The sequence below is a fragment of the Rhizobium sp. NPDC090279 genome, from assembly GCF_044769665.1.
Classification (GTDB): domain Bacteria; phylum Pseudomonadota; class Alphaproteobacteria; order Rhizobiales; family Rhizobiaceae; genus Rhizobium.
The window spans coordinates 219330-245686 of record NZ_JBIVYI010000004.1 but is presented as its reverse complement, the minus strand read 5'-3'; the positions used below and the strand labels follow the sequence as shown (position 1 = coordinate 245686).

At 60.9% G+C, this 26357-nt stretch carries 24 protein-coding genes and 1 riboswitch; of the genes, 19 read left to right on the top strand and 5 right to left on the bottom strand.

The annotated features are described in order from the left end of the window. Nucleotides 1-30: 30 nt before the first annotated feature. Nucleotides 31-1827, bottom strand: coding sequence for a chloride channel protein (locus ACIQWP_RS11870; RefSeq protein WP_402786799.1), 1797 nt, complete (start codon nt 1825-1827; stop codon nt 31-33). Between the two features lie 182 nt (nt 1828-2009). After that, nucleotides 2010-2410: riboswitch (cobalamin riboswitch) on the top strand. 140 nt (nt 2411-2550) lie between these two features. On the opposite strand from ACIQWP_RS11870, the gene cobU reads away from it, so the two are divergent. From cobU to cobO, 5 genes are all read left to right on the top strand, one after another. Further along, on the top strand, nt 2551-3075 hold the full coding sequence (gene cobU, locus ACIQWP_RS11865) for a bifunctional adenosylcobinamide kinase/adenosylcobinamide-phosphate guanylyltransferase (RefSeq protein ID WP_402786796.1): 525 nt from the start codon (nt 2551-2553) through the stop codon (nt 3073-3075). 5 nt (nt 3076-3080) lie between these two features. Next, nucleotides 3081-4130 carry a cobalamin biosynthesis protein CobW gene (gene cobW, locus ACIQWP_RS11860; protein ID WP_402786793.1) on the top strand — a complete coding sequence of 350 codons (1050 nt, stop codon included), beginning with the start codon at nt 3081-3083 and terminating at the stop codon, nt 4128-4130. Between the two features lie 236 nt (nt 4131-4366). After that, complete coding sequence (cobN, locus tag ACIQWP_RS11855; RefSeq protein ID WP_402786790.1) at nt 4367-8341, top strand: cobaltochelatase subunit CobN; 3975 nt, start codon at nt 4367-4369, stop codon at nt 8339-8341. Continuing rightward, a complete protein-coding gene (locus ACIQWP_RS11850; protein ID WP_402786787.1) occupies nt 8338-8937 on the top strand; it encodes a dimethylsulfonioproprionate lyase family protein in 600 nt (199 codons plus the stop codon). Before cobN ends, ACIQWP_RS11850 begins: the two co-directional genes overlap by 4 nt. Then, nucleotides 8934-9578, top strand: a complete 645-nt coding sequence (gene cobO / locus ACIQWP_RS11845; protein ID WP_402786784.1) for a cob(I)yrinic acid a,c-diamide adenosyltransferase — start codon at nt 8934-8936, stop codon at nt 9576-9578. Before ACIQWP_RS11850 ends, cobO begins: the two co-directional genes overlap by 4 nt. Nucleotides 9579-9593: 15 nt before the next feature. On the opposite strand, the gene ACIQWP_RS11840 is transcribed toward cobO, so the two are convergent. The 3 genes from ACIQWP_RS11840 to ACIQWP_RS11830 all read right to left on the bottom strand — a co-directional run bounded on the left by ACIQWP_RS11840 (nt 9594) and on the right by ACIQWP_RS11830 (nt 11645). Beyond that, nucleotides 9594-10397 (bottom strand): helix-turn-helix domain-containing protein, encoded by an 804-nt coding sequence (locus ACIQWP_RS11840; RefSeq protein ID WP_402786781.1) that lies wholly within the window; start codon nt 10395-10397, stop codon nt 9594-9596. Next, nucleotides 10394-10759 carry a nuclear transport factor 2 family protein gene (locus tag ACIQWP_RS11835; RefSeq protein ID WP_402786778.1) on the bottom strand — a complete coding sequence of 122 codons (366 nt, stop codon included), beginning with the start codon at nt 10757-10759 and terminating at the stop codon, nt 10394-10396. Before ACIQWP_RS11835 ends, ACIQWP_RS11840 begins: the two co-directional genes overlap by 4 nt. 100 nt (nt 10760-10859) lie before the next feature. Further along, the gene (locus tag ACIQWP_RS11830; protein ID WP_402786775.1) at nt 10860-11645 is read right to left on the bottom strand and encodes a TSUP family transporter; all 786 of its coding nucleotides are present in this window, start codon (nt 11643-11645) and stop codon (nt 10860-10862) included. 147 nt (nt 11646-11792) lie between these two features. On the opposite strand from ACIQWP_RS11830, the gene ACIQWP_RS11825 reads away from it, so the two are divergent. The 14 genes from ACIQWP_RS11825 to ACIQWP_RS11760 all read left to right on the top strand — a co-directional run bounded on the left by ACIQWP_RS11825 (nt 11793) and on the right by ACIQWP_RS11760 (nt 24951). Then, on the top strand, nt 11793-12197 hold the full coding sequence (locus ACIQWP_RS11825; protein ID WP_402786772.1) for a cobalamin biosynthesis protein: 405 nt from the start codon (nt 11793-11795) through the stop codon (nt 12195-12197). A gap of 161 nt (nt 12198-12358) precedes the next feature. After that, the gene (locus tag ACIQWP_RS11820; RefSeq protein ID WP_402786769.1) at nt 12359-13318 is read left to right on the top strand and encodes a nucleoside hydrolase; all 960 of its coding nucleotides are present in this window, start codon (nt 12359-12361) and stop codon (nt 13316-13318) included. A gap of 297 nt (nt 13319-13615) precedes the next feature. Further along, the gene (gene cobA / locus ACIQWP_RS11815; protein WP_402786765.1) at nt 13616-14464 is read left to right on the top strand and encodes a uroporphyrinogen-III C-methyltransferase; all 849 of its coding nucleotides are present in this window, start codon (nt 13616-13618) and stop codon (nt 14462-14464) included. Then, a complete protein-coding gene (locus ACIQWP_RS11810) occupies nt 14461-15768 on the top strand; it encodes a cobyrinate a,c-diamide synthase (protein ID WP_402786762.1) in 1308 nt (435 codons plus the stop codon). The genes cobA and ACIQWP_RS11810 overlap by 4 nt, the downstream gene beginning before the upstream one ends. Next, a complete protein-coding gene (cobD, locus tag ACIQWP_RS11805; RefSeq protein ID WP_402786759.1) occupies nt 15765-16763 on the top strand; it encodes a threonine-phosphate decarboxylase CobD in 999 nt (332 codons plus the stop codon). The genes ACIQWP_RS11810 and cobD overlap by 4 nt, the downstream gene beginning before the upstream one ends. Continuing rightward, on the top strand, nt 16760-17740 hold the full coding sequence (cbiB, locus tag ACIQWP_RS11800; RefSeq protein ID WP_402786756.1) for an adenosylcobinamide-phosphate synthase CbiB: 981 nt from the start codon (nt 16760-16762) through the stop codon (nt 17738-17740). The genes cobD and cbiB overlap by 4 nt, the downstream gene beginning before the upstream one ends. Nucleotides 17741-17859: 119 nt before the next feature. After that, nucleotides 17860-18288, top strand: coding sequence for a L,D-transpeptidase (locus tag ACIQWP_RS11795; RefSeq protein WP_402786753.1), 429 nt, complete (start codon nt 17860-17862; stop codon nt 18286-18288). Between the two features lie 219 nt (nt 18289-18507). After that, nucleotides 18508-18786 carry an acyl carrier protein gene (locus tag ACIQWP_RS11790; RefSeq protein WP_041677496.1) on the top strand — a complete coding sequence of 93 codons (279 nt, stop codon included), beginning with the start codon at nt 18508-18510 and terminating at the stop codon, nt 18784-18786. A gap of 123 nt (nt 18787-18909) precedes the next feature. Beyond that, nucleotides 18910-19383 carry a 3-hydroxyacyl-ACP dehydratase FabZ family protein gene (locus tag ACIQWP_RS11785; RefSeq protein WP_047632916.1) on the top strand — a complete coding sequence of 158 codons (474 nt, stop codon included), beginning with the start codon at nt 18910-18912 and terminating at the stop codon, nt 19381-19383. Between the two features lie 43 nt (nt 19384-19426). Continuing rightward, complete coding sequence (locus ACIQWP_RS11780) at nt 19427-20632, top strand: beta-ketoacyl-ACP synthase (RefSeq protein ID WP_402786748.1); 1206 nt, start codon at nt 19427-19429, stop codon at nt 20630-20632. Between the two features lie 10 nt (nt 20633-20642). After that, nucleotides 20643-21923 (top strand): beta-ketoacyl-ACP synthase, encoded by a 1281-nt coding sequence (locus ACIQWP_RS11775; protein WP_402786745.1) that lies wholly within the window; start codon nt 20643-20645, stop codon nt 21921-21923. A 54-nt stretch (nt 21924-21977) separates the two neighbouring features. Next, complete coding sequence (locus ACIQWP_RS11770; RefSeq protein WP_402786742.1) at nt 21978-23006, top strand: zinc-binding dehydrogenase; 1029 nt, start codon at nt 21978-21980, stop codon at nt 23004-23006. Nucleotides 23007-23011: 5 nt separating this feature from the next. Continuing rightward, nucleotides 23012-23944 carry a lipid A biosynthesis lauroyl acyltransferase gene (locus tag ACIQWP_RS11765; RefSeq protein WP_402786739.1) on the top strand — a complete coding sequence of 311 codons (933 nt, stop codon included), beginning with the start codon at nt 23012-23014 and terminating at the stop codon, nt 23942-23944. Between the two features lie 284 nt (nt 23945-24228). After that, nucleotides 24229-24951 (top strand): PAS domain-containing protein, encoded by a 723-nt coding sequence (locus tag ACIQWP_RS11760; protein WP_402786736.1) that lies wholly within the window; start codon nt 24229-24231, stop codon nt 24949-24951. Nucleotides 24952-25138: 187 nt separating this feature from the next. Here ACIQWP_RS11760 and zigA read toward each other — a convergent pair whose 3' ends face one another. After that, on the bottom strand, nt 25139-26344 hold the full coding sequence (gene zigA / locus ACIQWP_RS11755; protein WP_402786733.1) for a zinc metallochaperone GTPase ZigA: 1206 nt from the start codon (nt 26342-26344) through the stop codon (nt 25139-25141). Nucleotides 26345-26357 lie beyond the last annotated feature (13 nt).

Here is a 26357-nt window from a genome sequence, read left to right as displayed (position 1 = left end):
AAACCGCTGCGCACTTTTTCTGGAAATGCTCTAGAGTTCGCCCGACACTTCCCGGCGGCGGCGGTCGAGTTCTTCGCTGTAGCGGCGCAGCGTATAGCTCTCCGTCAACAGGCCGATCACCTTGCGTTCGATCAGATCGTTGACCACGACGAGCGCTTCGCTCTTGGTCTGGTCGAACATCGCGGCTGCCTGTTTGGCGTTCATCTGCGGCTGCAGGAATTCGTTGCGCAACCGGATGAAATCGGAAAGACCGTGCTCCTCGTCGTCCTTTTCGATCGGGCTTGCATAGATATCGGGTACGAGAACCATTCCCGAATATTTCTCGTTCTTGTCGATGAGGATGACGCGCTGAGCCGAGCCGATCGGAAAATTCTTGCGGAACTCCTCGATGCTCATGTCGATGCTGCCCGTATGCACGTCGGGGCGCATCATGCGGGCGACGGTCAGGTTGCGAATCCAGCCGACATCGTGGGCGCTGCGGATGCTTTCGCCCCGCAGATGGAAGCGCCATGTGGCGAAGGAGTAGCCGAAGGTGGTGCGTACCACGAGCGACGAGGTAATGACGGCCGCCAGCACCAGAGCGGTGATCGGAAAGTCACCGGTGATCTCAAGTGCCAGGAACGTCATCGTCAGCGGGCCGCCGATGATCGCGACGGCAAGCGAGCTCATGCCGACCACCGCGTAGACGACCGGCGTCAGCGTGGCGTGATCGAAATAAGGGGCGCAATAGGCGAAAATCTTGCCGAGCAGCGCACCCATGAACAGCGAAGCGAAGAACAGGCCGCCTCTGAAGCCAGAGCCGATCGACACTGCAGACGCAAGCGATTTGAGCAGGAACAGGCCGACCAACGCCCCAAGCGTTACGTCTGTCGACAGGTTGAGATGCAGGGCGCCATGACCAGCCGACAGGACCTGCGGCGAGATCAGCGCCAGTATTCCGACGACGAGGCCGCCAAGCGCGGGGCGGAAGGGAGGCGCGATGGAGCTTTTGCGCGCCAGCTCCTCGACCCAGGCGACGCCCTGCATGATCAGGATGCCGATACCGGCGCAGAAGGCGCCGAGGAGGACGGCGGGAAGATAGTCCGCCGGGACGATCGCGCCAAAATGATCGATATCGATGGCGAAGTCGTCGCCGGCCAGCAATCTTGCGATGACAGTCGATATCAGTGCCGAGACGACAACCGGGGTCAGGGTCAGGATCGAATAGCTGCCGATGATCAGCTCGAAGGCGTAGAAGGCGCCGGTGAGCGGTGCGTTGAAGGCGGCGGCAATGGCGCCGGCGGCGCCGCAGCCGACGAGCATGCGTAGATCCGCGCGGCGCATCTGCATCTTGTAGCCGAATTTCGAGGCGATGCCGGCGGCGATCTGTGTGTAGCCGGCCTCGAGCCCGACCGAGGCGCCGAATCCGTTCGAGATCAGGTTCTGCACCGCGACGATGATACTGTCGGTGAGCGACATGCGGCCGCCATGCAGCGCATTGGCTTCGATCGGGTCGACCATCGGCTTCTTGCGTGTACGCGACAATACATAGAGCAGGATGCCGAGGATCATCCCGCCCGCGATCGGCGCGATCAGCAGCACCGATTTGTCGGGAATAGCCATCGCCGCCGAACTCAGGCGCTCGTAGTCGGTTATGCCGTAGATGACGCTGTGAAGCTTGCGCGAGATGTAGCTCATCGCCGTCACGGCGCAACCGGAGGCTACTCCCACCAGCGCACCGGCGAAAACCAGTCCCAATTCGCCACGACGCAGCAATGCCCTGAACCGACCGAGATCGAATAGAGCCGAGAAGACGCCGAGGCGTCGCGGTTGGAATTTCTGCAACATTGGAAGCGAACGATACGTTTTTTGCTAGAATGTGAGGGCTGACCCTCTATAAACTCCTAACATCAAAGAATTACGGCAAAAAAGCCGTTGGTTTTGAGGGAATTTTTCGCCGATTTCGCAATCAGGACGGCCGACGTCGCATCCATGCCCTTGATTGACTTGACGTAAGTGAAAGCCTAATCATTGCCGGCATAACGAATGGTTCCTGAGCGGCGATCTGCCGCATGGGATGAAAAGGGAATGTAACGGGACGGACCCAATCCGGGCGTTCTCATCACAGCCGACCCCGCGACTGTAGAGCGGTCAGGGTCTTTCGTTCGGTTTGAAGCCTATTCCTGTCGATCGTTCGCATGGGGCGCACGGGGCGGGGCAGGCTCAAGTCGAAAAAGCCACTGGCGTGGCATCATGATCAACCGGGGCTGGACGCCTCTCATTCTACGAATCGTCCGCCTTTTCATGATGTATTGCCGGGAAGGCGAGAAAGACCCGCTGGCGCACGATCGGGGGCGACCGGTTTCGGTCCGCCCCCGTCGCGGCGCCTTATCCGCGAGCCAGGAGACCTGCCATGCGTGCCGGGCGCAGAGCCTGTTCTGGGACGTGAGTTCCGCTGCCAGCACGGAGGTTGTCATGGCACAAGACGAGTTTTCGGCGTGTAGACGCCTGTTTTCCGGTTTCAGCGACGTGCTGCCGACCCTCGCCGCTGCGCGGGAGCGGGCATAGCGCATGTCTTCTTCGACTTCCCGAGCCGTTTTCGTCCTCGGTGGCGCGCGCTCCGGCAAATCCAGATTCGCCGAAGGCCTGATTTCGGACACCGGTCTTGACCGTCACTATGTGGCGACAGGCCAGGCGTGGGACGACGAGATGCGCGAGCGTATCGCCCAGCACCGTTCCGACCGCGGCGATCTATGGCAGACGCATGAGGAGCCGCTCGATCTCGTCAAGCGGCTGGCCGCGATCGATGCCGAAGGACGGGCGGTGCTTGTCGACTGCCTGACGCTCTGGGCCACCAATCTGATGATGGCTGAACGAGACATGGCGGGCGAGTTTGCCGCTCTTGCCGAATTTCTGCCGAAGGCACGATCGCGACTCGTTCTCGTCTCCAACGAGGTCGGGCTCGGAATCGTGCCGGAGAATCGCATGGCACGCGAATTCCGCGATCATGCCGGCCGGTTGCACCAGATGGTCGCGGCGGTAAGTGCCGAAGTTTATTTTATCGCAGCGGGTTTGCCGCTGAAAATGAAGGGTTGATGCATATGAACCAGGAAAAGATTCCCGCCACCGTCATCACCGGCTTTCTCGGAGCCGGCAAGACGACGATGATCCGCAACCTCCTGCAGAATGCCGGCGGCAAGAAGATTGCGTTGATCATCAATGAGTTCGGCGATCTCGGCGTCGACGGCGACGTGCTCAAGGGCTGCGGCGCGGAGAACTGCACCGAGGACGATATCATCGAGCTGACCAACGGCTGCATCTGCTGCACCGTCGCCGACGATTTCATCCCGACCATGACGAAGCTCTTGGAGCGCGACGCGCGCCCGGATCACATCGTCATCGAGACCTCGGGTCTCGCCCTGCCGCAGCCGCTGGTCGCCGCCTTCAACTGGCCTGACATTCGCACCCACGTCACCGTCGACGGCGTCATTACGGTGGTCGATAGTGCCGCCGTTGCCGCCGGCCGTTTCGCCGACGATCACGATGCCGTCGAAGCCCGCCGCGTCGAGGACGACTCGCTCGATCACGAAAGCCCGATCGAAGAGTTGTTCGAGGATCAGCTGACCTGCGCCGATCTGATCGTACTCAACAAAACCGATCTGATCGATGTCGAGGGCCTCGGCCGCGTCCGCGCCGAAGTCGCCTCGCGCACCGCGCGCAAGCCGACCATCATCGAAGCAAAGAACGGCGATGTGCCGGCCGCCATCCTGCTCGGCCTCGGCATCGGCACGGAAGATGATATCGTCAACCGCAAATCGCACCACGAGCTGGAGCATGAGGACGGCACGCCGCACGATCACGACGAGTTCGACAGCTTCGTCGTCGAGCTTGGCCCGATTGCCGACCCGGTCGCTTTCATCGATGCGCTGAAGGGCGTGATTTCGGAGCATGCCGTGCTGCGCCTCAAGGGCTTCGTGGATGTGCCTGGCAAGCCCATGCGCTTGCAGGTCCAGGCCGTCGGCAGCCGCATCGACACCTATTTCGATCGTGCTTGGACCCCGGGTGAGGCACGCGCGACCCGGCTTGTGGTGATCGGCCTGCACGAGATGAACGAGACGATCGTTCGCAAGGCGATCGAAGCGTTGGTTTGATCGATGCTGTGTCTTTGCCGTGCGATACCCCCCTCTGTCCCTTACGGGACATCTCCCCTACAAGGGGGGAGATTGGAAGCTTGTGGCTGCGACATCGTAAGACAACCGATGTTGGAAGTCGCCGGGGTTTTGGGAGGTAAGTCCGGCGAAGCATGGCGCGGAACGATCTCCACCCTTGTGGGGGAGATGTCGCGAAGTGACAGAGGGGGGTATGCTGCAGCGTGCCCTAGTTCGATATGCATCTCCTCCTAGCTCAAAAGGGAACGATCAGTGACGGCGAGGAGGCAATCGACCTCGGCCAGTCGCCGGCCGATATCCTCTTTTTGTCAGCCGCCGATACCGAGCTTGCGGCTATCGCCGCAGCGCATGGCGAGGGCGGTCGTTCGCTTCGGCTTGCAAGCCTAATGAGCCTCAAGCATCCGATGTCCGTCGATACCTATATCGATAGGACGGCGCGGCATGCAAAGCTCATCATCGTACGGGCGCTGGGAGGAGCGAGCTATTTCCATTATGCGCTGGAGGCGCTGCACGCCTGTGCCGCGCGTCAGAGTGCCTTGATTGCGGTGCTGCCGGGGGATTCGAAACCCGATCCCGGGCTGACGCCCTTCTCCAACGTTGCGCTCGATGATCTCAATGCGCTCTGGTCCTATCTGATCGAGGGCGGGGAGACGAATTCCAGCGCCTTTCTCGCCTATGCCGAGGCGATGCTCTCGGGCGCCGAGAAGCCGATGCCTGCCGTGCCCTTGATGAAGGCCGGCATCTGGTGGCCGGGCAGGGGCGTGATCGGTGTCGAGGAGTGGAGGAGAGTTTCCAATTTTGGGGTGGCTGTCCCGGAGGGACTCGAACCCCCGACCGTCGCTATTTCTTTCTATCGCGCTCTCGTGCAGAGCGGTGAAACCAAACCCGTCGAAGCCATGATAGAGGCCCTCATCGCTGAGGGCATGCGGCCGCTGCCGGTCTTTGCCTATAGTCTCAAGGATGCCGTTTCGGTCGGCATTCTCGAAAGCGTCTTTACCGAGTTGAAGCCCAGGGTCGTCGTCAATGCCACAGGCTTTGCCGTTTCAGCGCCGGGTGCTGATCGCCAGGCAACGGTTCTGGAGACGGGCGAGGCCATGGTTCTGCAGGCCATCTTCTCGGCTTCGTCGAAAGAAGCGTGGGAGGCGTCCTCACAGGGGCTTTCGGCCCGCGATCTCGGTATGAACGTGGCGCTGCCCGAGGTCGATGGGCGTGTTCTTGCCCGTGCCGTGTCCTTCAAGGCTGCGGCCCGCTATGACGAAAGGGTCGAGGCCAATATCGTCGCCAGCGAGCCGCTGGAAGATCGCATGCGCTATACGGCGCGGCTGGCTGCCAATTGGGCGCGGCTGCGCAATACGGCGCCCGAGGATCGCCGCGTTGCGCTGGTCATGGCGAATTATCCCAACCGCGACGGACGCCTGGGCAATGGCGTCGGGCTCGATACGCCAGCCGGCACCATCGAGGTGCTGAAGGCCATGCGGATGGTGGGCTATGGCGTTGCCGATCTGCCCGCCGATGGCGATGCGCTGATGCGGCATCTGGCGGAAGGTCCGACGAATGCGGCGCATGACGGTCGCGTGGTCCGCGAGAGGCTTTCCTTCAGCGACTACAAGGATTTCTTCTCGTCGCTTCCCAAACAGATTCAGGATGAGATTACTGCGCGCTGGGGCGAACCGGAGGCGGACCCTTACGTGCTAGAGGACAGTTTTGCCCTGCCGTTTGCCCGCTTCGGCGAGGTGCTTGTCGGCATTCAGCCGGCACGCGGCTACAACATCGATCCGAAGGAGAGCTACCACTCTCCCGATCTCGTTCCGCCGCACGGCTACCTCGCTTTCTATGCGTTCCTGCGTCGCTCCTTCGATGCGCATGCGGTCATCCACATGGGCAAGCATGGCAATCTCGAATGGCTACCGGGCAAGGCGCTGGCATTGTCGGTAAACTGCTACCCGGAAGCAATCCTCGGGCCGCTGCCGAACCTCTATCCATTCATCGTCAACGATCCGGGCGAGGGCACGCAGGCCAAGCGCCGAACGAGCGCCGTCATCATCGACCACCTGACGCCGCCGCTGACACGCGCAGAAAGCTACGGTCCGCTGAAGGATCTGGAAGCGCTGGTCGACGAATATTACGAGGCCTCGGGCGGCGATCCGCGCCGCATCCGTCTTTTACGCAAGCAGATCCTCGATCTTGTCGCCGATATCGGCCTCGATCAGGATGCCGGCATCGCCAAGGGTGAGGGCGAAGACGAGGCCTTGCGCAAGCTCGACGCCTATCTCTGCGACCTCAAGGAAATGCAGATCCGCGACGGCCTGCACATTTTCGGCGTTTCGCCCTCTGGACGGCTGCTGACGGATCTGACGGTGGCGCTGGCACGGGTGCCGCGCGGGTTGGGGGAGGGCGGTGATCAGAGCCTGCAGCGGGCGATTGCGCGGGACGCGTTTGAGGGCATGGTGGGTGCTATACCCCCCTCTGTCGCTCTCGCGACATCTCCCCCACAAGGGGGGAGATCGGTAAGGCTCAGCGCTTCCTCCGACCAAAGCGAAGCCGCTGATACTGTCAATGGAGAGGCAGTAAATCCAGGCGGCATCCTCCCTCCAATCTCCCCCCTTGTGGGGGAGATGTCAGCAAGGCTGACAGAGGGGGGTATCCCTTCACGCAAACCATTCGACCCTTTGGATTGCGATATGGCCGCCGAATGGACCGGCCTGCGGCCCTCTGTTCTGCAAGATATCTCGGATGCTCCCTGGCGCACGCAGGGCGATACCGTCGAGCGCATCGAACTCCTGGCCGCGAAACTGGTGGATGGTGACATAGCCTGCCCCGAGAACTGGCCAAACACCCGCATGGTCCTTGGCGAAATCGCCGCAAAGCTCCAGCCCTCCATCCTCGCTTGCGGCGATGCCGAGATTGCCGCCCTGCTCAAAGGCCTCGACGGCCGTTTCGTTCCACCGGGTCCTTCCGGTGCGCCGACGCGTGGCCGACCCGATGTCTTGCCGACGGGGCGGAATTTCTACTCGGTCGACAGCCGCGCCGTGCCGACACCAGCCGCCTATGAGCTCGGCAGGAAATCGGCCGAACTGCTGATCCGTCGTTACGTACAGGACCATGGCGAATGGCCCGTTTCCTTTGGCCTGACGGCCTGGGGCACGTCGAACATGCGCACCGGCGGTGATGATGTCGCCCAGGCGCTGGCGCTGATCGGCGTCAAGCCGGTCTGGGACATGACCTCGCGTCGTGTCACCGGCTACGAGATCATCCCGCCGGCCATGTTGCGGCGGCCGCGTGTCGATGTCACGCTGCGCATCTCCGGCTTCTTCCGTGATGCCTTTCCCGAGCAGATTGCCTTATTCGACAAGGCAATCCGCGCCGTTGGCATGCTCGATGAGGATGCGGCCGACAATCCCATTGCCGCTCGTATGCGTGGCGAGATCGCGCGGTTGGAAGCAGCCGGCCTTGATGCGGTCTCTGCTAGCCGCAGGGCCGGCTATCGCATCTTCGGGTCAAAGCCCGGGGCCTATGGTGCCGGTCTGCAGGCTCTTATCGATGAGAAGGGTTGGGAGCGGCGCGCGGATCTGGCTGAGGCTTATCTCGTTTGGGGCAGCTATGCCTATGGCGCCGGCGAGGAGGGAAGAGCCGAGCGCGGCGTCTTCGAGGAGCGGTTGCGCTCGATCCAGGCGGTCGTCCAGAACCAGGACAATCGTGAGCACGACCTGCTTGACAGCGACGACTACTATCAGTTTGAGGGCGGCATGGCTGCGGCGGCCGAACAGCTCGGCGGTACACGCCCGTCGATCTACCACAACGACCATTCGATGCCGGAAAAGCCGATCATCCGTTCGCTGGAGGAAGAGATCGGCCGGGTGGTGCGCGGGCGCGTCGTCAATCCGAAATGGATCGATGGCGTCATGCGCCATGGCTACAAGGGTGCCTTCGAGATCGCCGCGACGGTCGATTATCTCTTCGCTTTTGCGGCAACGACGGGTGCGGTCCGCAACCACCATTTCGAGGCCGTCTATCGGGCCTTCGTCGTCGATCAACGCGTGCGCGATTTCATGGCGGAGAAAAACCCGGCGGCGCTGCGCGAACTAAAGGAACGTCTGCTGGAGGCGATCGACCGCAAGCTCTGGACACCAAGAAGCAATTCGGCGCGCTTCGATCTGGAGAGCCTGAAAGAAGGCAAGGAGGCGGCGGCATGAGTGCGATCGACGAACTTCTGGTTGCCTTCCGCGCCTATATCCTGTCGCGCAGCGATCCGGTGCTGCGGCATTTCATCGAGGGTTTCCAGTGGTCGATGGAAGAGCGGTCGCTTGCGCCACGCGAACTGCCAGTCGTTACCCACCTTCATGAGCAGCATGGGCCGGACGGTGAAGCGGAGGTGAGCTTGCTTGACAGCCTTCGCAATGCCGCCGGCATGCTGCATTGGGCTCAGACCTACAGCATCACCGATTTCGGCGCGGATTTCCTGCAGAGATACGGCTGGGTCGAGCTGTTCGGCACGCGTGGGCATTTCGCAAGCGACGAGATGGCCGGCGGCTTCCTGCTGCTTGGTCCCGGTGTGCATTATCCGGACCATCATCATCTGGCCGAGGAGATCTATATCCCTCTGGCCGATGGCTCGCTGTGGAGCAAGGATGCACAACCGTTCCTGCCACGCTGGTCGGGCGAGATCATCCACCACCCCTCGAATATCCGCCATGCCATGCGCACGGAAGACGAGCCGCTTGTCGCGCTCTACCTCTGGCGCGGTGGGCCGCTGGCACAAAAATCGATCATATCAGGGAGAATGCAATGAGCGACGAATTGGCCGAAACCAGCGCGGATGCACCGAAGAACGATGACGCTCGCCATGCCGACAAGATGGCCAAGAAGAAGGCCGCGCGCGACAAGATCATGGCGACGAAGAACGATGAGAAGGGCCTGATCATCGTCCATACCGGCAAGGGCAAGGGAAAGTCCTCTTCCGCTTTCGGCATGATCTTCCGCCACATCGCCCATGGGAAGCCCAGCGCCGTCGTGCAGTTCATCAAGGGTGCCATGTGGACCGGCGAGCGCGATCTGATCGAGAAGCATTTTTCCGATCTCTGCCAGTTCCATACGATGGGTGAAGGTTTTACCTGGGAAACGCAGGATCGTGCTCGCGACGTCGCGGCGGCGTCTGCTGCCTGGGAAAAGGCCAAGGAGCTGATCCGCGACGAGCGCAACTCGATGGTGCTGCTCGATGAAATCAACATCGCGCTTCGCTATGACTATCTCGATATCAACGAGGTGCTCGAATTCCTGAGGAGCGAGAAGCCTTACATGACCCATGTGGTCCTGACGGGCCGTAACGCCAAGGAAGAGCTGATCGAGATCGCCGATCTCGTGACCGAAATGGAATTGATCAAGCATCCCTTCCGTTCCGGCATCAAGGGCCAGCCGGGCGTCGAGTTCTGATCATTCGCCGGGCGCTCAACTGCCCGGCAGCATCGCCTTCAGTGCTTCCGCTGTCTGCGGGTTCGCGGGAAAGAAGGATTCGATCGCCAGTTCCGACAGGGTGATATCGACCGGCGTTCCGAAGACGGTCGTGGTCGAGAGGAAGGAAAGCTGTCCCGCCTCTGTAACAAGTTCGAGCGGCACGGCGATGCCGGCGAAATCCCGTTCCGGAATGGCTGATTTCTGTATTTCCGGCGCGGGGTAGGCCGACAATTCCTCAAGCAGCCTTATCAATACCGGGTCGCCCGTTGCGGCGATTTGCTGGCGCAACCGCTCCAGCAGATGCGCGCGCCATTCGGCGAGATTGGCGATCCGGGACGCCAGGCCATGCGGGTGCAGGCTGAGCCGCAGGACGTTGATCGGTGGGGTGGTCAATGAAACATCGGTGACGCCGGCAAGCAGCGGTGCAACGGCGGCATTGGCGGCGATAAGCCTCCAGTGCCGGTCGATTGCCAGGGCCGGGAAGGGCTCGTGCCCCTTCAGGATGAGGTCGATAGCCTGTCGTGCCGGGGCGAGCGCCGGATCGTCCAGCTTGCGTTCTGGAAAGACCGGGGCAAATCCTGCCGCCAGAAGCATGGGGTTGCGTTCGCGCAAGGGTACGCCGAGCCGTTCTGCGAGATGCATCAGCATCTCGCGGCTCGGAAGCGCCCGCCCGCTCTCGATGAAGCTCAGATGTCGTTGCGATATATCGGCTTCAAGGGCGAATTCGAGCTGGCTCAGGCGGCGTCGCTGCCGCCATTCGCGCAGATGGTCGCCGAGAGAGCGGGCCGGGTTCATCATGCGGCAGCCGGTAGCTGGTCGATGAAGCCGTGTACGGACTTCAGCCGATCGCCTTCGAGGATGGCGAAATCCGTGCCCTTGATCAGCGGCTCGGCGTCGGCCGGACCAAAGCCCCAGGAGAAGCGGAGATTGTCGCCGTGGCGGTCGCCGTCGGTGATGAGCGTGAAACGGAAGCCGGGGAAGCGGTCGTGCGCTGCCGTGACCAGCGCGTGGATCTGCTCCTGATTGTCAGCGCGCATCATCGGGTCGATATAGCTGCAGGTTTCGGTCCATGTCTCGGCAATGAGCGCACGACGGCGCTCGGTATCGGCCTCGTTCCAGATGGCGATATAGCGGTCTGCAATGGTGTTCGCATGGGTCATCGATCAACTCCTTTGGATCGCCTGAACCGTTCAGGCAGGGTGATCATCGGCGCGTACCGAAGCACTATCAATTACGTCCGAGGTAATCAAAGGCCAGATCTTACAATCCCAGCCAGATCCTTACGGGATGGGTGGGGTCGGCCAGCAGCTTGACCGCGAAGGCGATGCAGACGACGACCAGCAGCGGCTTGATCAGCTTGGCGCCGACGCGCATGGCGAGCCGCGAGCCGACCTGGGCACCTAGGAACTGGCCGATCCCCATCGTCAGCCCGACTTTCCAAAGGATCGCGCCGGAAAAGATGAAGACAATCAGGCCGCCGAGGTTCGAGCCGAAATTGAGCAGCTTCGTATGCGCCGTCGCCTTCAACAGGCCGAAGCCGGCGAGCGTCACGAAGGCGAGCATCAGGAACGAGCCCGTGCCAGGCCCGAAGGCGCCGTCATAGAAGCCGATCAGCGGCACAAGCGTTACGCCGAAAAGCCCGGCACTCATGCGCCGATGCTTCTCGACATCGCCGAGATTGGGTTTCAAGGCGAAGTAGAGTGCGATCGCGATCAGCAGGAAGGGCAGGACGATGCGTAGAACTTCACTCGGCATGATGGTCGCGAGCATGGCGCCGAGCATGCCGCCAATGACAGCCATCGCGGCCATCGGCAGCTGTTCGCGAAGCTTGACATGCCCCTGCCGGGCATAGGCGATCGTTGCCGAAGCCGCGCCGCAGATCGACTGCACCTTGTTCGTGCCGAGGGTCTGCAGTGGCGGAATGCCGGCCAAGAGCATGGCAGGTACGGTGACCAGTCCGCCGCCGCCTGCGATCGAATCGACGAATCCGGCAAAGAAGGCAGCGGCAAAGAGCAGAAGCAGGATCTGAAATGTAATGTCTGGCAAGGCAGGGACTCTGAGGCGGGAAATCAGAGGCCTTCTTGCACTTCGATCGCTCCAAGGCAATTGCCTGCGGGACACACCGCGCGAATTTGACGGCTCGGCAGCGGATGGCTACACCTGTGCTATCGGTTGCATCCGTCGGGAGCGAGTATGACGACATATGCCAATTCCACCCGCCGCTATGTTCTGGGGCTTGGCTGCGAGCGCGGCACCGACTGGAATGATGTCCGCATGCTTGCGGAAAGAGCGTTTCAGGAAGCGGGAATAGGAAGTGAGCAGGTTCTTGCCATCGTGTCGATCGATACGCGCATGGACGAAGCCGCGATCCTCGAGACCGCCACGCATTTTCGTCTCCAGGCCCGCTTCTTCAACGTTGCGGCGCTGGAGCGGGAGACGCCTCGCCTGAAGAACCCCTCCGAACTGGTCTTCGCTCATGTCGGTTGTCACGGGGTTGCCGAAGCTGCTGCATTGGCGGCTGCAGGTCCAGATGGAGAGCTCGTGCTTCCCAAGATCAAGTCCAGTTTTGCCACTGCAGCGATCGCCAGGATCGGCTGAACACCAAATTCGCCACGCAAATCTCACAAATGATCCATAGAATCCTCGGCGGCATTTCACCGCCAGCTGTTCTCGTGTATGCCGATAGGTCAAGCGCGATCCGCGACGGGAGGAAGTTTCCGGAAGATCAAGCTTATTCAATATGTTGCTAAGGAAAAATCATGCATAAGGTCATTTATGATACCGATCCGGGCGTCGACGATGCCATGGCGCTTCTCTTCCTGCATCGTCATCCGGATATCGACCTTCTCGGCGTTACGACGGTTTTCGGCAATGCCTCGGTAGACATGACGACCCGCAACGCGCTGTTCCTGAAGCGCGAGTGGAATATTCCGTGCCCGGTCGCGCGCGGCGCCAGCGTCACCTTCGATCCCTCACGGCAGGAACGGCCATGGCCGACCGTCGTTCACGGCCACAATGGTCTCGGTGACATCGACGTGCCCGAGACGATCGACCTGCCGGCCGATCCGCGGCCGGCCTACCAGTTCATCATCGACACGGTCCGCGCCCATCCGGGCGAGGTAACGCTGGTTGCCGTCGGCCGCATGACCAATCTGGCTCTGGCGCTCAAGCACGATCCGGAGATCGCCTCGCTGGTGAAGGGCGTCGTCATCATGGGCGGCAATTTCTATGTGCCGGGCAACGTGTCTCCAGTCGCGGAAGCCAATATTCACGGCGACCCGGAAGCCGCCGATTTCGTCATGGTGGCCGCCTGGAAGGTGGTTGTCGTCGGGCTCGACGTGACGTCGATCACGACCATGAGCCGCAGCTACCTCGCCGAAATGGCGAAGGCGGGCGGGCCTTCGGTGCAGCTGCTGGCGGATCTGTCGCAGTCCTATATCGATTTCTACAAGCACGCCGTCAAAGACGGCATGATGGTCCACGACAGCTGCGCCTGCGTCTATGTCGTGGCGCCAGAACTGTTCGACACGATCGAAGGATCGATCCGAGTGGTCTGTGGCGGCATTGCCGATGGCCAGACGATCATCAAGCAGGATGGCCGCCACTTCCCGCCGGGCGATTGGGACAATCTGCCGAGCCAGATCGCCTGCACGGGCATTCGTTCGCAGCAGGTTCTCGACCTGATCCGCGACGCTATCCTGGGCAAGGTGAAGCACTGAGAGCCATGCAAAGGGAGCGATTGCGCTCCCTTCGCATTCCTGTTTGGGCGGGATGTATATTTTCCCATTCTTTCATATGGATACTCGAATGTCCGGACATATTGAATCCGGAAGCCGGTGCGATCCGCCTCTCGCTTTTTTCGCGACCTGTCGTCGCTGGCAAAGCCCATAGCGCGCCATCGCCGCATTTCGGACCTTCTGTCGCATAGTATCCCCTATGGAACGACATCAGGCTGCGACCGTCTTATCCCGTTCTCAACGTTGCAATTTTGGCGATCCGGGCATAGGACACATGGGATGAACGATACCGCTTTTTCCAATCTACCGGCTTTGGAACCGGGGTCCGTCTGGCTTGTCGGCGCCGGGCCGGGTGATCCGGGGCTTTTGACCCTGCTGGCAGCCAAGGGGTTGGCCGAGGCTGACATCATTGTGCACGATGCGCTGGTGAACGAAGAGTGCCTCAAGCTCGCCCGTCCGGGTACAGTGCTGGAATATGCGGGCAAGCGCGGCGGCAAGCCATCGGCCAAGCAGCGGGACATCTCGCTGCGGCTGGTGGAGCTGGCGCGTGCGGGCAAGCGCGTTCTGCGCCTCAAGGGCGGTGATCCCTTTGTTTTCGGGCGCGGCGGCGAGGAAGCGCTGATGCTCGTGGAGCATGGCATTCCCTTCCGCATCGTACCCGGCATCACGGCCGGTATCGGCGGGCTTGCCTATGCCGGCATTCCCGTCACCCATCGCGACATCAACCACGCCGTCACCTTCCTGACCGGCCATGATTCGTCCGGCGTCGTGCCCGACGCGATCAATTGGGACGCGATCGGCAAGGGTTCGCCCGTCATCGTCATGTATATGGCGATGAAACATATTGCCCAGATCAGCGCCAATCTCATCGCTGCGGGTCGTCTGGCGGATGAACCGGTTGCCTTCGTCTGCAACGCCGCGACATCCTCCCAGCAGGTATTGGAGACGACACTCGGTCGGGCGCCGGATGATGTCGCGGCATCCGGCCTTGAGCCGCCCGCCATCGTCGTCGTTGGCGAGGTGGTGAAATTGCGGCCGTCGCTCGACTGGCTTGGCGCGCTTTCCGGCCGCACGCTGCTGCCGGTAGCCGAAGGGCCCGGCGGAAGCGGACACAAGGTGCCGGCATGAGCGGCCTTCTGATCGCGGCACCGTCTTCGGGCTCCGGCAAGACCACCTTCACGCTCGGTCTGCTGCGGGCACTGCGAAGCAGGGATGTTGCGGTCGCGTCCGGCAAGGCTGGACCTGATTATATCGATCCGGCCTTTCACGCGGCAGCGGTGGGTTCGCCCTGCCTCAACTTAGATCCCTGGGCGATGCGCACCGAACTCATTTCCGCCAACTCGGCGCTTCATAGCGCCGGCGGGCGGATGCTCGTCATCGAGGGGATGATGGGCCTGTTCGATGGTGCAGCCGACGGCACCGGAACGGCCGCCGATCTCGCCGCCTTGCTCGGCCTGTCCGTCGTTCTCGTTGTCGATGTCTCGCGCATGTCGCAATCCGTTGCCGCCGTCGTCAGCGGCTTTGCCAACTTTCGCGCCGATATCCGCATTGCCGGTGTCGTCCTCAATCGCGTCGCCAGCGACAGGCACGAGAAAATGCTGCGTCAGGCGCTGAATGCGGCGCGCATGCCTGTCGTCGCGGTCATCCGTAGCGATGCCAGCCTGGCTTTGCCGGAGCGGCATCTCGGGCTTGTGCAGGCCGGAGAGCACGCGGCGCTCGAGCAATTTATCGAAGCGGCCGCCGAGATCGTGTCGAAGGCCTGCGATTTCGATCTGCTCCTGCGGGCGGCGCATCAGCATGTCGTCCGCCCGTCGGTGGCGAATATCGCGCGCCTGATGCCGTTCGGTCAGCGCATTGCCGTGGCGCGGGATATCGCTTTCGCCTTCTGCTACGAGCATATGCTGCTCGGCTGGAAGCGGCGCGGCGCGGAGATTTCCTTCTTTTCTCCCCTCGCGGATGAAGCGCCTTCGGCCGATGCCGATGCCGTCTATCTGCCGGGCGGCTATCCGGAATTGCATGCCGATAAGCTCGCCGCTGCCCAGCATTTCCGGGATGGCATGAAGGCGGCCGCAACGCGCGGGGCACGCATCTACGGCGAGTGCGGCGGGTATATGGTGCTTGGCGAAGGGCTCGTGGATGCGGGGGGCACCCGCCACAAGATGCTCGGCCTCTTGCCCGTCGTCACCAGCTACGAGAAGCGGCAGCGTCACCTTGGCTATCGGCGCGTGACGCCGCTTGCCGGCGCCTTCTTCGACAAGCCGATGACGGCGCATGAATTCCATTATTCAACGATTGTATCGGAAGGCGAGGCGGACCGCTTGTTTGCGGTCAAGGATACGCTCGATGCCGATCTGGGTGCTGCCGGCCTGCAGCGGGCCAATGTCGCTGGTTCCTACATGCATCTGATCGACCTTGCCGGCGAGGCCGCATGACGAACAGGATCGTCCACGGTGGCGGCATCACCGCGGCGGCGCGCCAATATGGCGGACGTCCGGAAGCGTGGCTGGATCTGTCGACCGGCATCAACCCCAATCCGGTCTCCTTGCCCGAGATTCCCGTTCCCGCATGGCACCGGCTGCCAGATCAACACTTGCAGGAGCGGGCGCGAGAGGCGGCGAGGGGCTATTATCGCAGCGGCGATATCTCGCCATTGCCTGTTCCGGGCACGCAATCGGTCATCCAATTGCTTCCAAGGCTCGTGACCGGCGGCAGCGTCGCGATCCTTTCTCCCACTTACGGCGAATATGCGCGTGCCTTCACGCTGGCGGGCCTGCGGGTTCGTCACGTTTCGACGATTGCCGAGCTCAACGCGGATGACAGGCTGGTTGTTGCCGTCAATCCCAACAATCCTGACGGGAGAATGCTGTCCGTCGAGCAGCTGCAGGATCTGCATGAGCGGCAGCGCAAGCATGACGGCATCCTTTTGGTCGACGAGGCTTTCGGCGATATGGAGCCGGCGGCAAGCATGGCGCCCTTTGGCGCGTCCATGCCGAACCTGATTATCTTCCGTTCCTTTGGAAAATTTTTCGGCCTGGCCGGCCTGCGGCTTGGCTTCGTGATTGCGGATGCCTCGATCATGAACCGTTTCGAGGATTGGCTTGGCCCCTGGGCGGTGTCCGGGCCAGCGCTTTCGATTGCTGTGTCTCTCATGGAAAGCGACACAAGCGCCATCCGAAACCGCATTCTTCAGAGGCATTCGGCGCTGGAGGCGGTTCTTCGCCGCTCGAAGCTGCATGTCGCGGGAGGCACGGCCCTGTTTGCGCTGGTTGCAGACGAGCGGGCCGAGGGCATATATACGCATCTCTGCCGTCATCATATTCTGGTCCGCAAGTTCGATTATGCGCGCAATTGGCTGCGTTTCGGGCTGGCTCCGGACGAGGGGGCAGATGAAAGACTCGCCGGGGTACTAGAGGATTATTCGACATGACCGCCGACGAACATTTGCTCATTCTGGTCCTTGCCTTGCTGCTCGACCGCATTGTCGGTGATCCCGACTGGCTTTGGCAGCGCTTTCCTCATCCTGTCGTACTGTTCGGCAAGGCAATTTCATCCTTCGATCAGCGGTTCAACGCGAAGCACCTGCCTGGGGTGCTGCGCCGCCGCAATGGCGTCATGTCGATCGTCGCGCTGCTGATGGGCGCTATTATCGCCGGCTGGGCGATTCATGGCTTTCTCGCTTTCTTCGGCTGGCTCGGCATATTGGTCGAGGCGGGGCTCGTCGCGGTTTTCATGGCGCAGAAGAGCCTTGCCGATCATGTGGGCGAGGTGTCGCGCGCATTGCGTTCCGACGGTCTGGAAGGCGGGCGCCTTGCCGTTTCGCGCATCGTCGGCCGTGATCCGCAGACGCTGGATGAACCGGGTATCTGCCGTGCGGCCATCGAAAGCCTTGCCGAGAATTTTTCCGACGGCGTGGTCGCGCCGGCTTTATGGTACGGGTTTTTCGGGCTGCCTGGCCTGTTTCTCTACAAGATGCTCAACACCGCCGATTCGATGATTGGCCACAAATCCGAGACCTATGTCGATTTCGGCCGCGCTGCCGCGCGCCTCGACGATATCGCCAACTGGCCAGCCGCGCGTCTGTCGATCCTGTTGATCGCCGCCGGCGCTCTGATCAAACGGGGAATCTCCGCGCTTGGAAATGCGATCCGCATCGCCGTCCGCGATGGCGGGCTGCACCGCTCACCCAATTCCGGCAGGCCGGAAGCGGCTATGGCCGGTGCGCTCGACATCCAGCTCGCAGGCCCGCGTATCTATGGCGGCGAGCTTGTCCGCGAACCGATGATCAACGGCGCCGGACGTGATACGGCGACCGTCAGCGACATCGAAGCCGGCATTTCGATCTTCTATTGCGCATGCTCGATGCTGACGCTTCTCGCTTTTCTTGGATTCCTGCTGCTGTTGTGAGCGTCGTTAAATTAAGCAATCGCTCACTATATGTATTAATTTGGTATAATTAGCATAGCGATAGACTCTCCCATCGTCTGAATTGCTTCAAGAGGAAGCAAACAGTCGGAGGGGACAAGATGAAACGCTTCGCATTTATAGCAACGGCATGTCTATTCATGCAATTCCACACCGTTTCGGCCCAGGCCGGAACTGTTGTTGCCGTGGTCGATCTTCGATCGCAAACGATGACCGTTTCGGAAGATGGGACCATGAAGTATCGCTGGCGAGTATCGACGGCGCGCAGAGGTTATGTGACGCCGATCGGCTCCTACACAGCCAAATGGCTGTCGAAGGATCACCGCTCGAAGAAATATGACGACGCGCCGATGCCCTATGCCGTGTTCTTCAATGGCGGCTATGCCATTCACGGTACCTATGAGGTGCGGCAGCTCGGCCGGCCGGCATCGCATGGCTGTGTGCGGCTCGATACCCGCAACGCCGCCACCTTCTTTGCGATGGCAGCGGATGCGGGGCTTCACAATACGCGTATCGTGATCAGCGAGTGATCTTTCGCGAACAGGCGGCTTCGTCATTGCGGTTCAGCCGCAATGCTGCCGCATCTCGCGTCCATGTCGCGCGTAATTCCAAATTGTGACGCGACTGTCATTTTGCTGTTTGCGCAACAGTGCTTCGCCAAATTGCCGGGGTTTCTGGTGGAAACCATTGGCTTTTGGAATGGATTTCCCTATGAGGGGGATGATTTATTATTTCAAGAGGTATGGGCAGTGACTGCTACATTTGACAAAGTTGCCGACATCATCGCTGAAACCAGCGAAATCGACCGTGATACGATCACCCCGGATAGCCACACGATCGACGACCTCGGCATCGACAGCCTCGACTTTCTGGATATCGTTTTCGCTATCGACAAGGAATTCGGCATCAAGATCCCGCTCGAGAAGTGGACGCAGGAAGTCAACGAAGGCAAGGTTTCGACCGAAGAGTATTTCGTGCTGAAGAATCTCTGTGCGAAGATCGATGAGTTGCGCGCCGCCAAGGGCTGAGCGACATCCTTGCATTTTTTTAACGCCCAGCCGCCCCTGAATATGGCGGCCGGGCGGTTTCATTCTTAAATAGCGTATCCCGCCCGAAGCATCCTGCATCGCCGGGTTGGATCGGAGGCGTTGATGCTGCTGGAATATTTCCAGATGATCGACAGGATTGAATCCGTCGATCTGTCCAAGGGCCTGCTGAAGGCCCGTTCCATCGTTCCGGCGAAAAGCCCGGTCTTCGAAGGCCATTTCCCCGGCATGCCGCTGGTTCCCGGCGTTCTCCTTATCGAAACGATGGCGCAGGCCTCGGGTATGCTCCTGCTTGCGGCAACGAAATTCGCCTATATGCCGTTTCTGATGTCGGTCGACGGCGCCAAGATGCGGACCTTCGTCGAACCGGAAGCGGAACTCGACATCGAAGCCGAGCTGGAGCACGAAGGTTCGGGATACGCGGTCACGAAGGCGCGTATCACCATTGCCGGAAAGAAGGTCTGCGATGCGCAGTTGAAGCTGCGCACCATGCCGTTTAATGAGTTGCCGCTCGGCGATATCGTGCGCAAGCGGGCAGGCGAGGTCGGGCTTCTCGACGCCATCGCCGCCAACGGTTGACACGGCCGGCTTGTTCGGCGCCGCATTCGAAGAGGATTGATGAATGAGCAAGGCTCAGAATGATGTGGTGATCACGGGTATCGGCATCGTCACCTGTCAGGGTGTCGGCAAGGATGCGCATGTGGCACTGCTGACTGCCGACAAGGCGCCGCCGACCATCGTCGAAACCGAGAAATTCAAGCCCTATCCGGTGCATCCGCTGCCAGAGATCGACTGGTCGCAGCAGATTGCGAAGCGCGGCGATCAGCGGCAGATGGAAAACTGGCAGCGCATCGGCGTCTTTACCGCCGGGCTGGCGCTGGACGATGCCGGTTTCAAGGATGATCTGGACGCTTGCGGCAGCATGGACATGATCGTTGCTGCCGGCGGTGGCGAGCGTGATACCAATGTCGACACGCTGATCGTCAACGAAGGCCTGAAGCGCAACGATCGCGAATTGCTGCTGAACGAGAAGCTGACGACCGAACTGCGGCCTACCTTGTTCCTGGCGCAGCTTTCGAACCTGCTTGCCGGCAATATTTCGATCGTCCACAAGGTCACGGGTTCGTCGCGCACCTTCATGGGTGAAGAGGCCTCCGGCATTTCCGCCGTCGAGACCGCGTTTCATCGCATCAAGTCGGGCGAATCGAGCCATGCGCTGGTGGGCGGCGCGTTTTCCGCCGAGCGTCTGGACATGATCCTGCTGATCGAGTCGATCAATGCGCATGCCATCGGCGACTGGCACCCGATATGGTCGCGCAAGCCTGAAGATGGCGGCGGCATGATCATGGGATCGCTGAGCGCATTCCTGGTGCTTGAATCGCGCGCCCATGCGGAAGGTCGTGGTGCGTATATCTATGCGACCATCGATGCGGTCGAGGGCGATCGTGGCCGGCGTGACGAGGACAAGTTCGAGGCGCGGCTGGAACGCATGCTCGCACCTGCCAAGCAGGGATCGAACGAGACGACCATCATCTTTTCCGGCACGACAGCGATCCCGGACCTCGCCCATCGCGAGAAGGCGGTGCTGGAGACACAACTTCCGGGCGCGGCGATCCGTGCCTATTCCGGCGTTTCGGGGCATGGGCTTGAAAGCCAGTTCCCGCTTGGGCTCGCCTTGGCAGCGCTCGCCGTCGCCAATCGGGCCAAGGTGCCGCCCTTCGATGCAGCGAACGAGAAGCCGATGGCGACCGGCGCAAGCAATGCTGTGGTAACAACAGTCGGCCATGTGCGCGGTGAAGGCATCGCCGTGCTATCGGCTGAAGCGTGAGGAACAGGATATGACCGCTTACAAGGATCATCTCGGACGCCCGATCGTCGCCGTTACCGGCATGGGGATCATCACGTCGCTGGGGCAGGGCCTGCAAGACAACTGGAACGCATTGTCGTCGGGTACGTCGGGCATTCACGACATCACCCGCTTTCCGACCGACGGGCTTTCGACGCGGATCGCCGGGACCGTGGATTTCATCGATATTCCCGTTCCAAATGCCGTCGAGCGCTCCTACGCCTTCGCCCGCGAAACAACCGTCGAAGCGCTGGCGCAGGCTGGGATTTCCGGTGATTTCGGAGCGCCGCTATTCCTTGCCGCGCCGCCGATCGAGCCGGAATGGAGCGCACGTTTCGAGCTCGCCGATCGTTCTCCGCCGGCGGATCATCAAGGCGACGCCTATGAGCGGTTCCTCGCGGCCATGCGCCAGCGCCCCGATCCAGCCTTTCACGAGGCGGCTCTTTTCGGCGCGATTTCCGAGCGCCTTGCCGACCGTTTCGGCACGCGCGGCCTGCCGGTGACGCTGTCGACAGCCTGTGCATCGGGCGTGACGGCAATTCAACTCGGCATCGAGGCGATCCGCCAGGGCCGTACCACACGGGCATTGACGGTTGCCACCGACGGGTCCTTGAGTGCCGAGGCGCTGATCCGCTTCTCGCTGCTGTCGGCTCTCTCGACCCAGAACGACCCGCCGACCAAGGCTTCCAAGCCGTTCAGCAAGGATCGCGACGGTTTCGTCATCGCCGAAGGGGCGGCGACGCTGGTCTTGGAATCGCTGGAAGCAGCGATTGCGCGCGGCGCTAAGATCCTCGGGATCATGAAGGGGGCCGGCGACAAGGCCGATTCGTTCCATCGCACCCGGTCCTCGCCCGACGGCGGTCCGGCGATCGCGACGATCCGCGCGGCACTTGCCGATGCCGGCATGGATGATAGCGATATCGGCTACATCAACGCCCACGGCACATCGACGCCCGAGAACGACAAGATGGAATATGGCGCCATGTCCGCCGTCTTCGGCGAGCGGCTCCCGAGCATCCCCGTTTCGTCGAACAAGTCCATGATCGGCCACACCTTGACGGCGGCTGGGGCTGTCGAAGCGGTATTCTCGCTGCAGACGATGCTGACCGGCACATTGCCGCCGACCATCAACTACAACAACCCCGATCCGGCGATCGATCTCGACGTGGTGCCGAACAAGAAGCGTGAAAAGCAGGTGAATGCCGTGCTTTCGAACTCCTTCGGGTTCGGTGGTCAGAACGCCAGCCTTGTCATGGCGCTCGAACCGGCTTAATCGGACCCTTGAATAACAAATAATAACTGCGCCCGAGAGGCGAAGGACTTTGCCATGCGTGCTTTGCAACTGATCGACGACCGCAAACTTGAGATCACCGATCTGCCCGAGCCTGAAGCGCCTGGCGCCGGCGAAGTGACGTTGCGCGTCAAGGCCGTCGCCCTCAACCACATCGACGTCTGGGGCTGGCGCGGCATGGCGTTTGCCAAGCGCAAGATGCCGCTCGTCATCGGCGCGGAGGCTGCCGGCGTGGTCGAAGCGATCGGACCGGGTGTTGCAAACGTTCTTCCAGGGCAGCTCGTGTCGATCTATGGCGCGCGGACCTGCGGCCTTTGCCGCCATTGTCGGGAAGGCCGTGACAATCTCTGCGAGAACGTCAGCGGCGTCCACGGCTTCCATCTCGATGGCTTCGCACAGGAGAAGGTCAATCTGCCGGCCCGCCTGCTTGTGCCCGCACCTCCCGGCGTCGATGCGATCGGCGCAGCTCTCGCTCCCGTCACCTTCGGCACCGTCGAGCACATGCTGTTCGACAACGCCAAGCTTGAGCCGGGCGAGACCATCCTCGTTCATGCCGGCGGTTCGGGCATCGGCACCGCCGCCATCCAGCTTGCCAAGAAGATCGGTTGCACGGTCATCACCACGGTCGGCTCGGACGACAAGATCGAAAAGGCCAAGGCTCTCGGCGCCGATCACGTCATCAACTATCGCACCGACCGGTTCGAGGGCGTGGTGCGCAAGTTGACGAAGAAAAAGGGCGTCGACGTCGTCTTCGAACATGTCGGCAAGGATACCTGGGCCGGCTCCATGCTCTGCATGAAGCGCGGCGGACGCCTCGTCACCTGCGGTTCGACCTCGGGCGTGTCGACCGAGATGAACCTGATGATGTTGTTCCAGCAGCAGCTGAAGCTGTTCGGCTCGTTCGGCTGCCGCATGGAGAACATGGCCAATGCCATGCAGAAGATGGCGCGCGGGCTGGTGCATCCGGTGATCGATACCGAAGTGAGCTTCAGCGATATCGACCGGGCGCTGGAGCGGATGGAATCGCGCCAGATCTTCGGCAAGATCATCCTGAAGATGGACTGAGCCGCGTGAAGCTCTTCATCACCCGGATCGTGCTTGCGCTCAGAAATTTCCGGCAGTGGCTGGTGGCGCAGGTCATTTTCGGTTTCCTCAATTTCCTGAAGCTGTTTCCAGCCGATGGCGGCATCCGTTTTGCCGATTGGTTGACCCGCAAGATCGGCCCGCGTATGCGGCGGCACCAGCTGATGCTGACCAATTTGCGCAATGCCTTTCCGGAGAAGAGCGAGGTTGAGATCGAGGAGATCGCGCTCGCAAGCTGGGGCAATATGGGCCGGCTGGCGGCGGAATATGTCTTTCTCGACCGTCTGTTCGATTTCGACCCGCATAGCGACAAGCCCGGTCGCGTCGAGGTTTCCGGTATTCCGATCTTTCTCGATCTCAGGGATAATCCGCGGCCGTTCATCGTCTTTACCGGCCATACCGGTAATTTCGAACTGCTGCCTGTTGCGGGCGCGGCTTTCGGTCTGACGGTGACGGTGCTTTTTCGGCCGCCGAACAATCCCTATGTCGCCAAGAAGGTTTTCGACTTCCGCGCAAAACGCATGGGCAATCTCGTGCCCTCGCATGCCGGGTCGTCCTTCAGTCTTGCCAGAGAGCTGGAAGCAGGTCGCGGAGTCGGCGTGCTGGTCGACCAGAAATTCCGCAAGGGCCTAAAGACCCTGTTCTTTGGCCGCGATGTGAAGACGAACCCGTTGCTGCCGAAGCTCGTGCGCCAGTTCAATTGCGAAGTCTATCCGGCACGCTGCATCCGTTTGCCCAACAATCGCTACCGGCTGGAGATCGAACCGAAGCTGGAGATGCCTCGCAACGAGGCCGGTGGCCTCGATCTGACCGCAACAGCTCAGATGCTGAACGACAAGGTCGAGGGTTGGGTGAGGGAAAATCCCGAGCAGTGGCTTTGGTATCACGATCGCTGGAATATCAAGAAGAGCGTTTTCTAGGCTCTCGTATCGATGCGCTGCCCACAGATTCGCGCACAGATTCGAATGTAAAGTTGCATCCGGTCTTCATGCAGTCATTCCGCCCGGTAAGCCTTGCATTTCAGAAAGTTCTCCTTTCCCGAGAACTTCCGCTCATCCGGATTGAAAGTGTGGGTAAGTCATGTTAATTCACAAGATAGAAAGTTTGGTGAGAATGCGGACGCCAAGCTGAATATCCTTGGGCATGGCAACGCCGGGAATCGAGGCCCCTGCGTCCTGTTGTGGTCGAGGACAGGAGGGCAATTTTGCTGGCACTCTTTCATGCCTTCTCCATGAAATGTAATCAGATTCAGCGTGCGATAAAACTTGGCGACGATGAGCTTGTAGAATCACTTGATCGCGAATTGGAGCCCCTTATCGCGGCTATTTTGGCCTATAAGGCCACGAGTCTGCTTGAGATATACATGCAGCTCCAGTTCATGAACAATCTTATCCGAGAAGAATCGGATGATCGTTCGCGTGTGATGCGCAATTCTGCATCGCTTTCGGTGCTGATTGATCGCTATTTCGGCGGCGCGAGCGACGTGGCCGGCGAGGTTCTGAGAGCGTTTTCGAGCGAAAAGATCGACCGGGACGATGCGTTCGGCTTCGAGGAGGGCAGCGTTCTGAACGATGTCATTCTCGACAGTCTGCCGGATCGTGTCGCCGTCGTCACGCGGGACTATCGATACCTCTACAGCAACGCCGCCAATTCGGAGTTTCTGAAATCGAAGCCGATGGAGCTTGTGGGACGCCACATCTCGGAATTTGTCGGTTCGGAATATTTCGAAAGCAACCTGAAGGCAAAGCTTGATGCTTGCTTTACCGGCGAGAAGGTCGACTGCCTTTATCCGTCCAATCGCCAGATCGAGCCCGGTAAAGTGTTTCACTGCACCATGACGCCCTTGCGCGCCAAGTCGGTGGTGATCGGCGCATTGCTCGTCATGCACGAGATCATCGCCGTTCCCGCCGGAATGTTGGTGGCCTGAACAGTCGTTCAGGCCCCAAATAGCAGTTTTCCAATCACATTCGGCATCAGGCGAGGATTAGCTTCGCCTGAGCTGTTGCCGTCCTGGTCCGAATCCGCGGCGTCGGATCGCAATCCATCGTTTGCGGGCTTATCCTCGTTACTGCATTCGACGCAGTAACAGCGGAATCTGATCACCTTCGGCTTTTTCATGCCGTTGGCCTGTTCCAGCTGGCGAATGGATCGGGGAGGTCCCGCCAACGCTCCGGCGTGAAGCGGTCAGCCTTGACCAGGCAGGCGTCCAATTCAGCCGTAATCTGCTGCTCGCTCATCGGATCGGCGCCGATGAAGACAAGTTCCTGGCGACGGTCGCCCCATATGGGGTCGAGATGGGGCGCAAGAGCCCGCTTGAAGCCCGGATCGCGCGGCCATTGATCCTGCGGCACGGCAGCCCACCAAAGGCCCATCTTGCTTGTGCGGACGAGCGCGCCGGCCTGGCTCATCTCGCCGACATAATAAGGCCGTGTCGCAAGCCAGAAGAAGCCTTTCGCCCGGACGACGCCCGGCCAGGATCGGTTGAGAAAATCCTGAAATTTAAGTGGATCGAACGGTTTCTTCGCGCGATAGACGAAGGAGCGGATGCCATATTCCTCGGTTTCGGGAATATGATCCCTGAAGCCATGCAGTTCCTTGTACCAGAGCGGATGGGTCTCGGCTCGATCGATGTCGAAACGGCCGGTCCCGAGAACCTCACTCGGCTTCACCGTACCGAAATCGGCTTCGATCAACCGGGCGTCGGGGTTGAGGCCGACAATGATCTTGCGGGCTGCATCGCGTTGCTCGGGCGTTGCCGAGCCGACCTTGTTCAGAATGACGACATCGGCAAATTCGATCTGCTCGACCAGCAGGTCGACGATGGTCCGGTTGTCGCCATCGCCGGCAGTCTCGCCGCGGTCGGCGAGGAAATCGGTCGATCCGTAATCGGCCAAAAGATTGGCGGCGTCGACGACGGTTACCATGGTATCGAGGCGGGCAACGTCGGAAAGGCTGTTGCCGTCCTCGTCGCGGAACTCGAAAGTCGTCGCGACGGGCAGGGGCTCGGCAATGCCTGTCGATTCGATCAGCAGGTAGTCGAAGCGATCCTGCTCGGCGAGCTGGCGGACTTCCTTCAGCAGGTCGTCGCGCAGCGTGCAACAGATGCAGCCGTTGGTCATCTCGACCAGCTGTTCTTCCGTGCGGGAAAGATCGGCGCCGCCGTCGCGCACCAGTGCGGCGTCGATATTCACCTCGCTCATGTCGTTGACGATCACCGCGACCCGCAGGCCTTGGCGATTGTTGAGGATATGGTTGAGCAGCGTCGTCTTGCCGGCGCCGAGGAAACCGGAAAGGACGGTGACCGGGAGCTTCTTGTTCATGGCAACCTCATTG

What these genes read in the sequence shown, in the direction of transcription:
- ACIQWP_RS11870 (WP_402786799.1), bottom strand. Translation starts at nt 1,827, where the DNA reads ATGTTGCAGAAATTCCAACCGCGACGCCTCGGCGTCTTCTCGGCTCTA.
- cobU (WP_402786796.1), top strand. Translation starts at nt 2,551, where the DNA reads ATGTCTTCTTCGACTTCCCGAGCCGTTTTCGTCCTCGGTGGCGCGCGC.
- cobW (WP_402786793.1), top strand. Translation starts at nt 3,081, where the DNA reads ATGAACCAGGAAAAGATTCCCGCCACCGTCATCACCGGCTTTCTCGGA.
- cobN (WP_402786790.1), top strand. Translation starts at nt 4,367, where the DNA reads ATGCATCTCCTCCTAGCTCAAAAGGGAACGATCAGTGACGGCGAGGAG.
- ACIQWP_RS11850 (WP_402786787.1), top strand. Translation starts at nt 8,338, where the DNA reads ATGAGTGCGATCGACGAACTTCTGGTTGCCTTCCGCGCCTATATCCTG.
- cobO (WP_402786784.1), top strand. Translation starts at nt 8,934, where the DNA reads ATGAGCGACGAATTGGCCGAAACCAGCGCGGATGCACCGAAGAACGAT.
- ACIQWP_RS11840 (WP_402786781.1), bottom strand. Translation starts at nt 10,397, where the DNA reads ATGATGAACCCGGCCCGCTCTCTCGGCGACCATCTGCGCGAATGGCGG.
- ACIQWP_RS11835 (WP_402786778.1), bottom strand. Translation starts at nt 10,759, where the DNA reads ATGACCCATGCGAACACCATTGCAGACCGCTATATCGCCATCTGGAAC.
- ACIQWP_RS11825 (WP_402786772.1), top strand. Translation starts at nt 11,793, where the DNA reads ATGACGACATATGCCAATTCCACCCGCCGCTATGTTCTGGGGCTTGGC.
- ACIQWP_RS11820 (WP_402786769.1), top strand. Translation starts at nt 12,359, where the DNA reads ATGCATAAGGTCATTTATGATACCGATCCGGGCGTCGACGATGCCATG.
- cobA (WP_402786765.1), top strand. Translation starts at nt 13,616, where the DNA reads ATGAACGATACCGCTTTTTCCAATCTACCGGCTTTGGAACCGGGGTCC.
- ACIQWP_RS11810 (WP_402786762.1), top strand. Translation starts at nt 14,461, where the DNA reads ATGAGCGGCCTTCTGATCGCGGCACCGTCTTCGGGCTCCGGCAAGACC.
- cobD (WP_402786759.1), top strand. Translation starts at nt 15,765, where the DNA reads ATGACGAACAGGATCGTCCACGGTGGCGGCATCACCGCGGCGGCGCGC.
- cbiB (WP_402786756.1), top strand. Translation starts at nt 16,760, where the DNA reads ATGACCGCCGACGAACATTTGCTCATTCTGGTCCTTGCCTTGCTGCTC.
- ACIQWP_RS11795 (WP_402786753.1), top strand. Translation starts at nt 17,860, where the DNA reads ATGAAACGCTTCGCATTTATAGCAACGGCATGTCTATTCATGCAATTC.
- ACIQWP_RS11785 (WP_047632916.1), top strand. Translation starts at nt 18,910, where the DNA reads ATGCTGCTGGAATATTTCCAGATGATCGACAGGATTGAATCCGTCGAT.
- ACIQWP_RS11780 (WP_402786748.1), top strand. Translation starts at nt 19,427, where the DNA reads ATGAGCAAGGCTCAGAATGATGTGGTGATCACGGGTATCGGCATCGTC.
- ACIQWP_RS11775 (WP_402786745.1), top strand. Translation starts at nt 20,643, where the DNA reads ATGACCGCTTACAAGGATCATCTCGGACGCCCGATCGTCGCCGTTACC.
- ACIQWP_RS11770 (WP_402786742.1), top strand. Translation starts at nt 21,978, where the DNA reads ATGCGTGCTTTGCAACTGATCGACGACCGCAAACTTGAGATCACCGAT.
- zigA (WP_402786733.1), bottom strand. Translation starts at nt 26,344, where the DNA reads ATGAACAAGAAGCTCCCGGTCACCGTCCTTTCCGGTTTCCTCGGCGCC.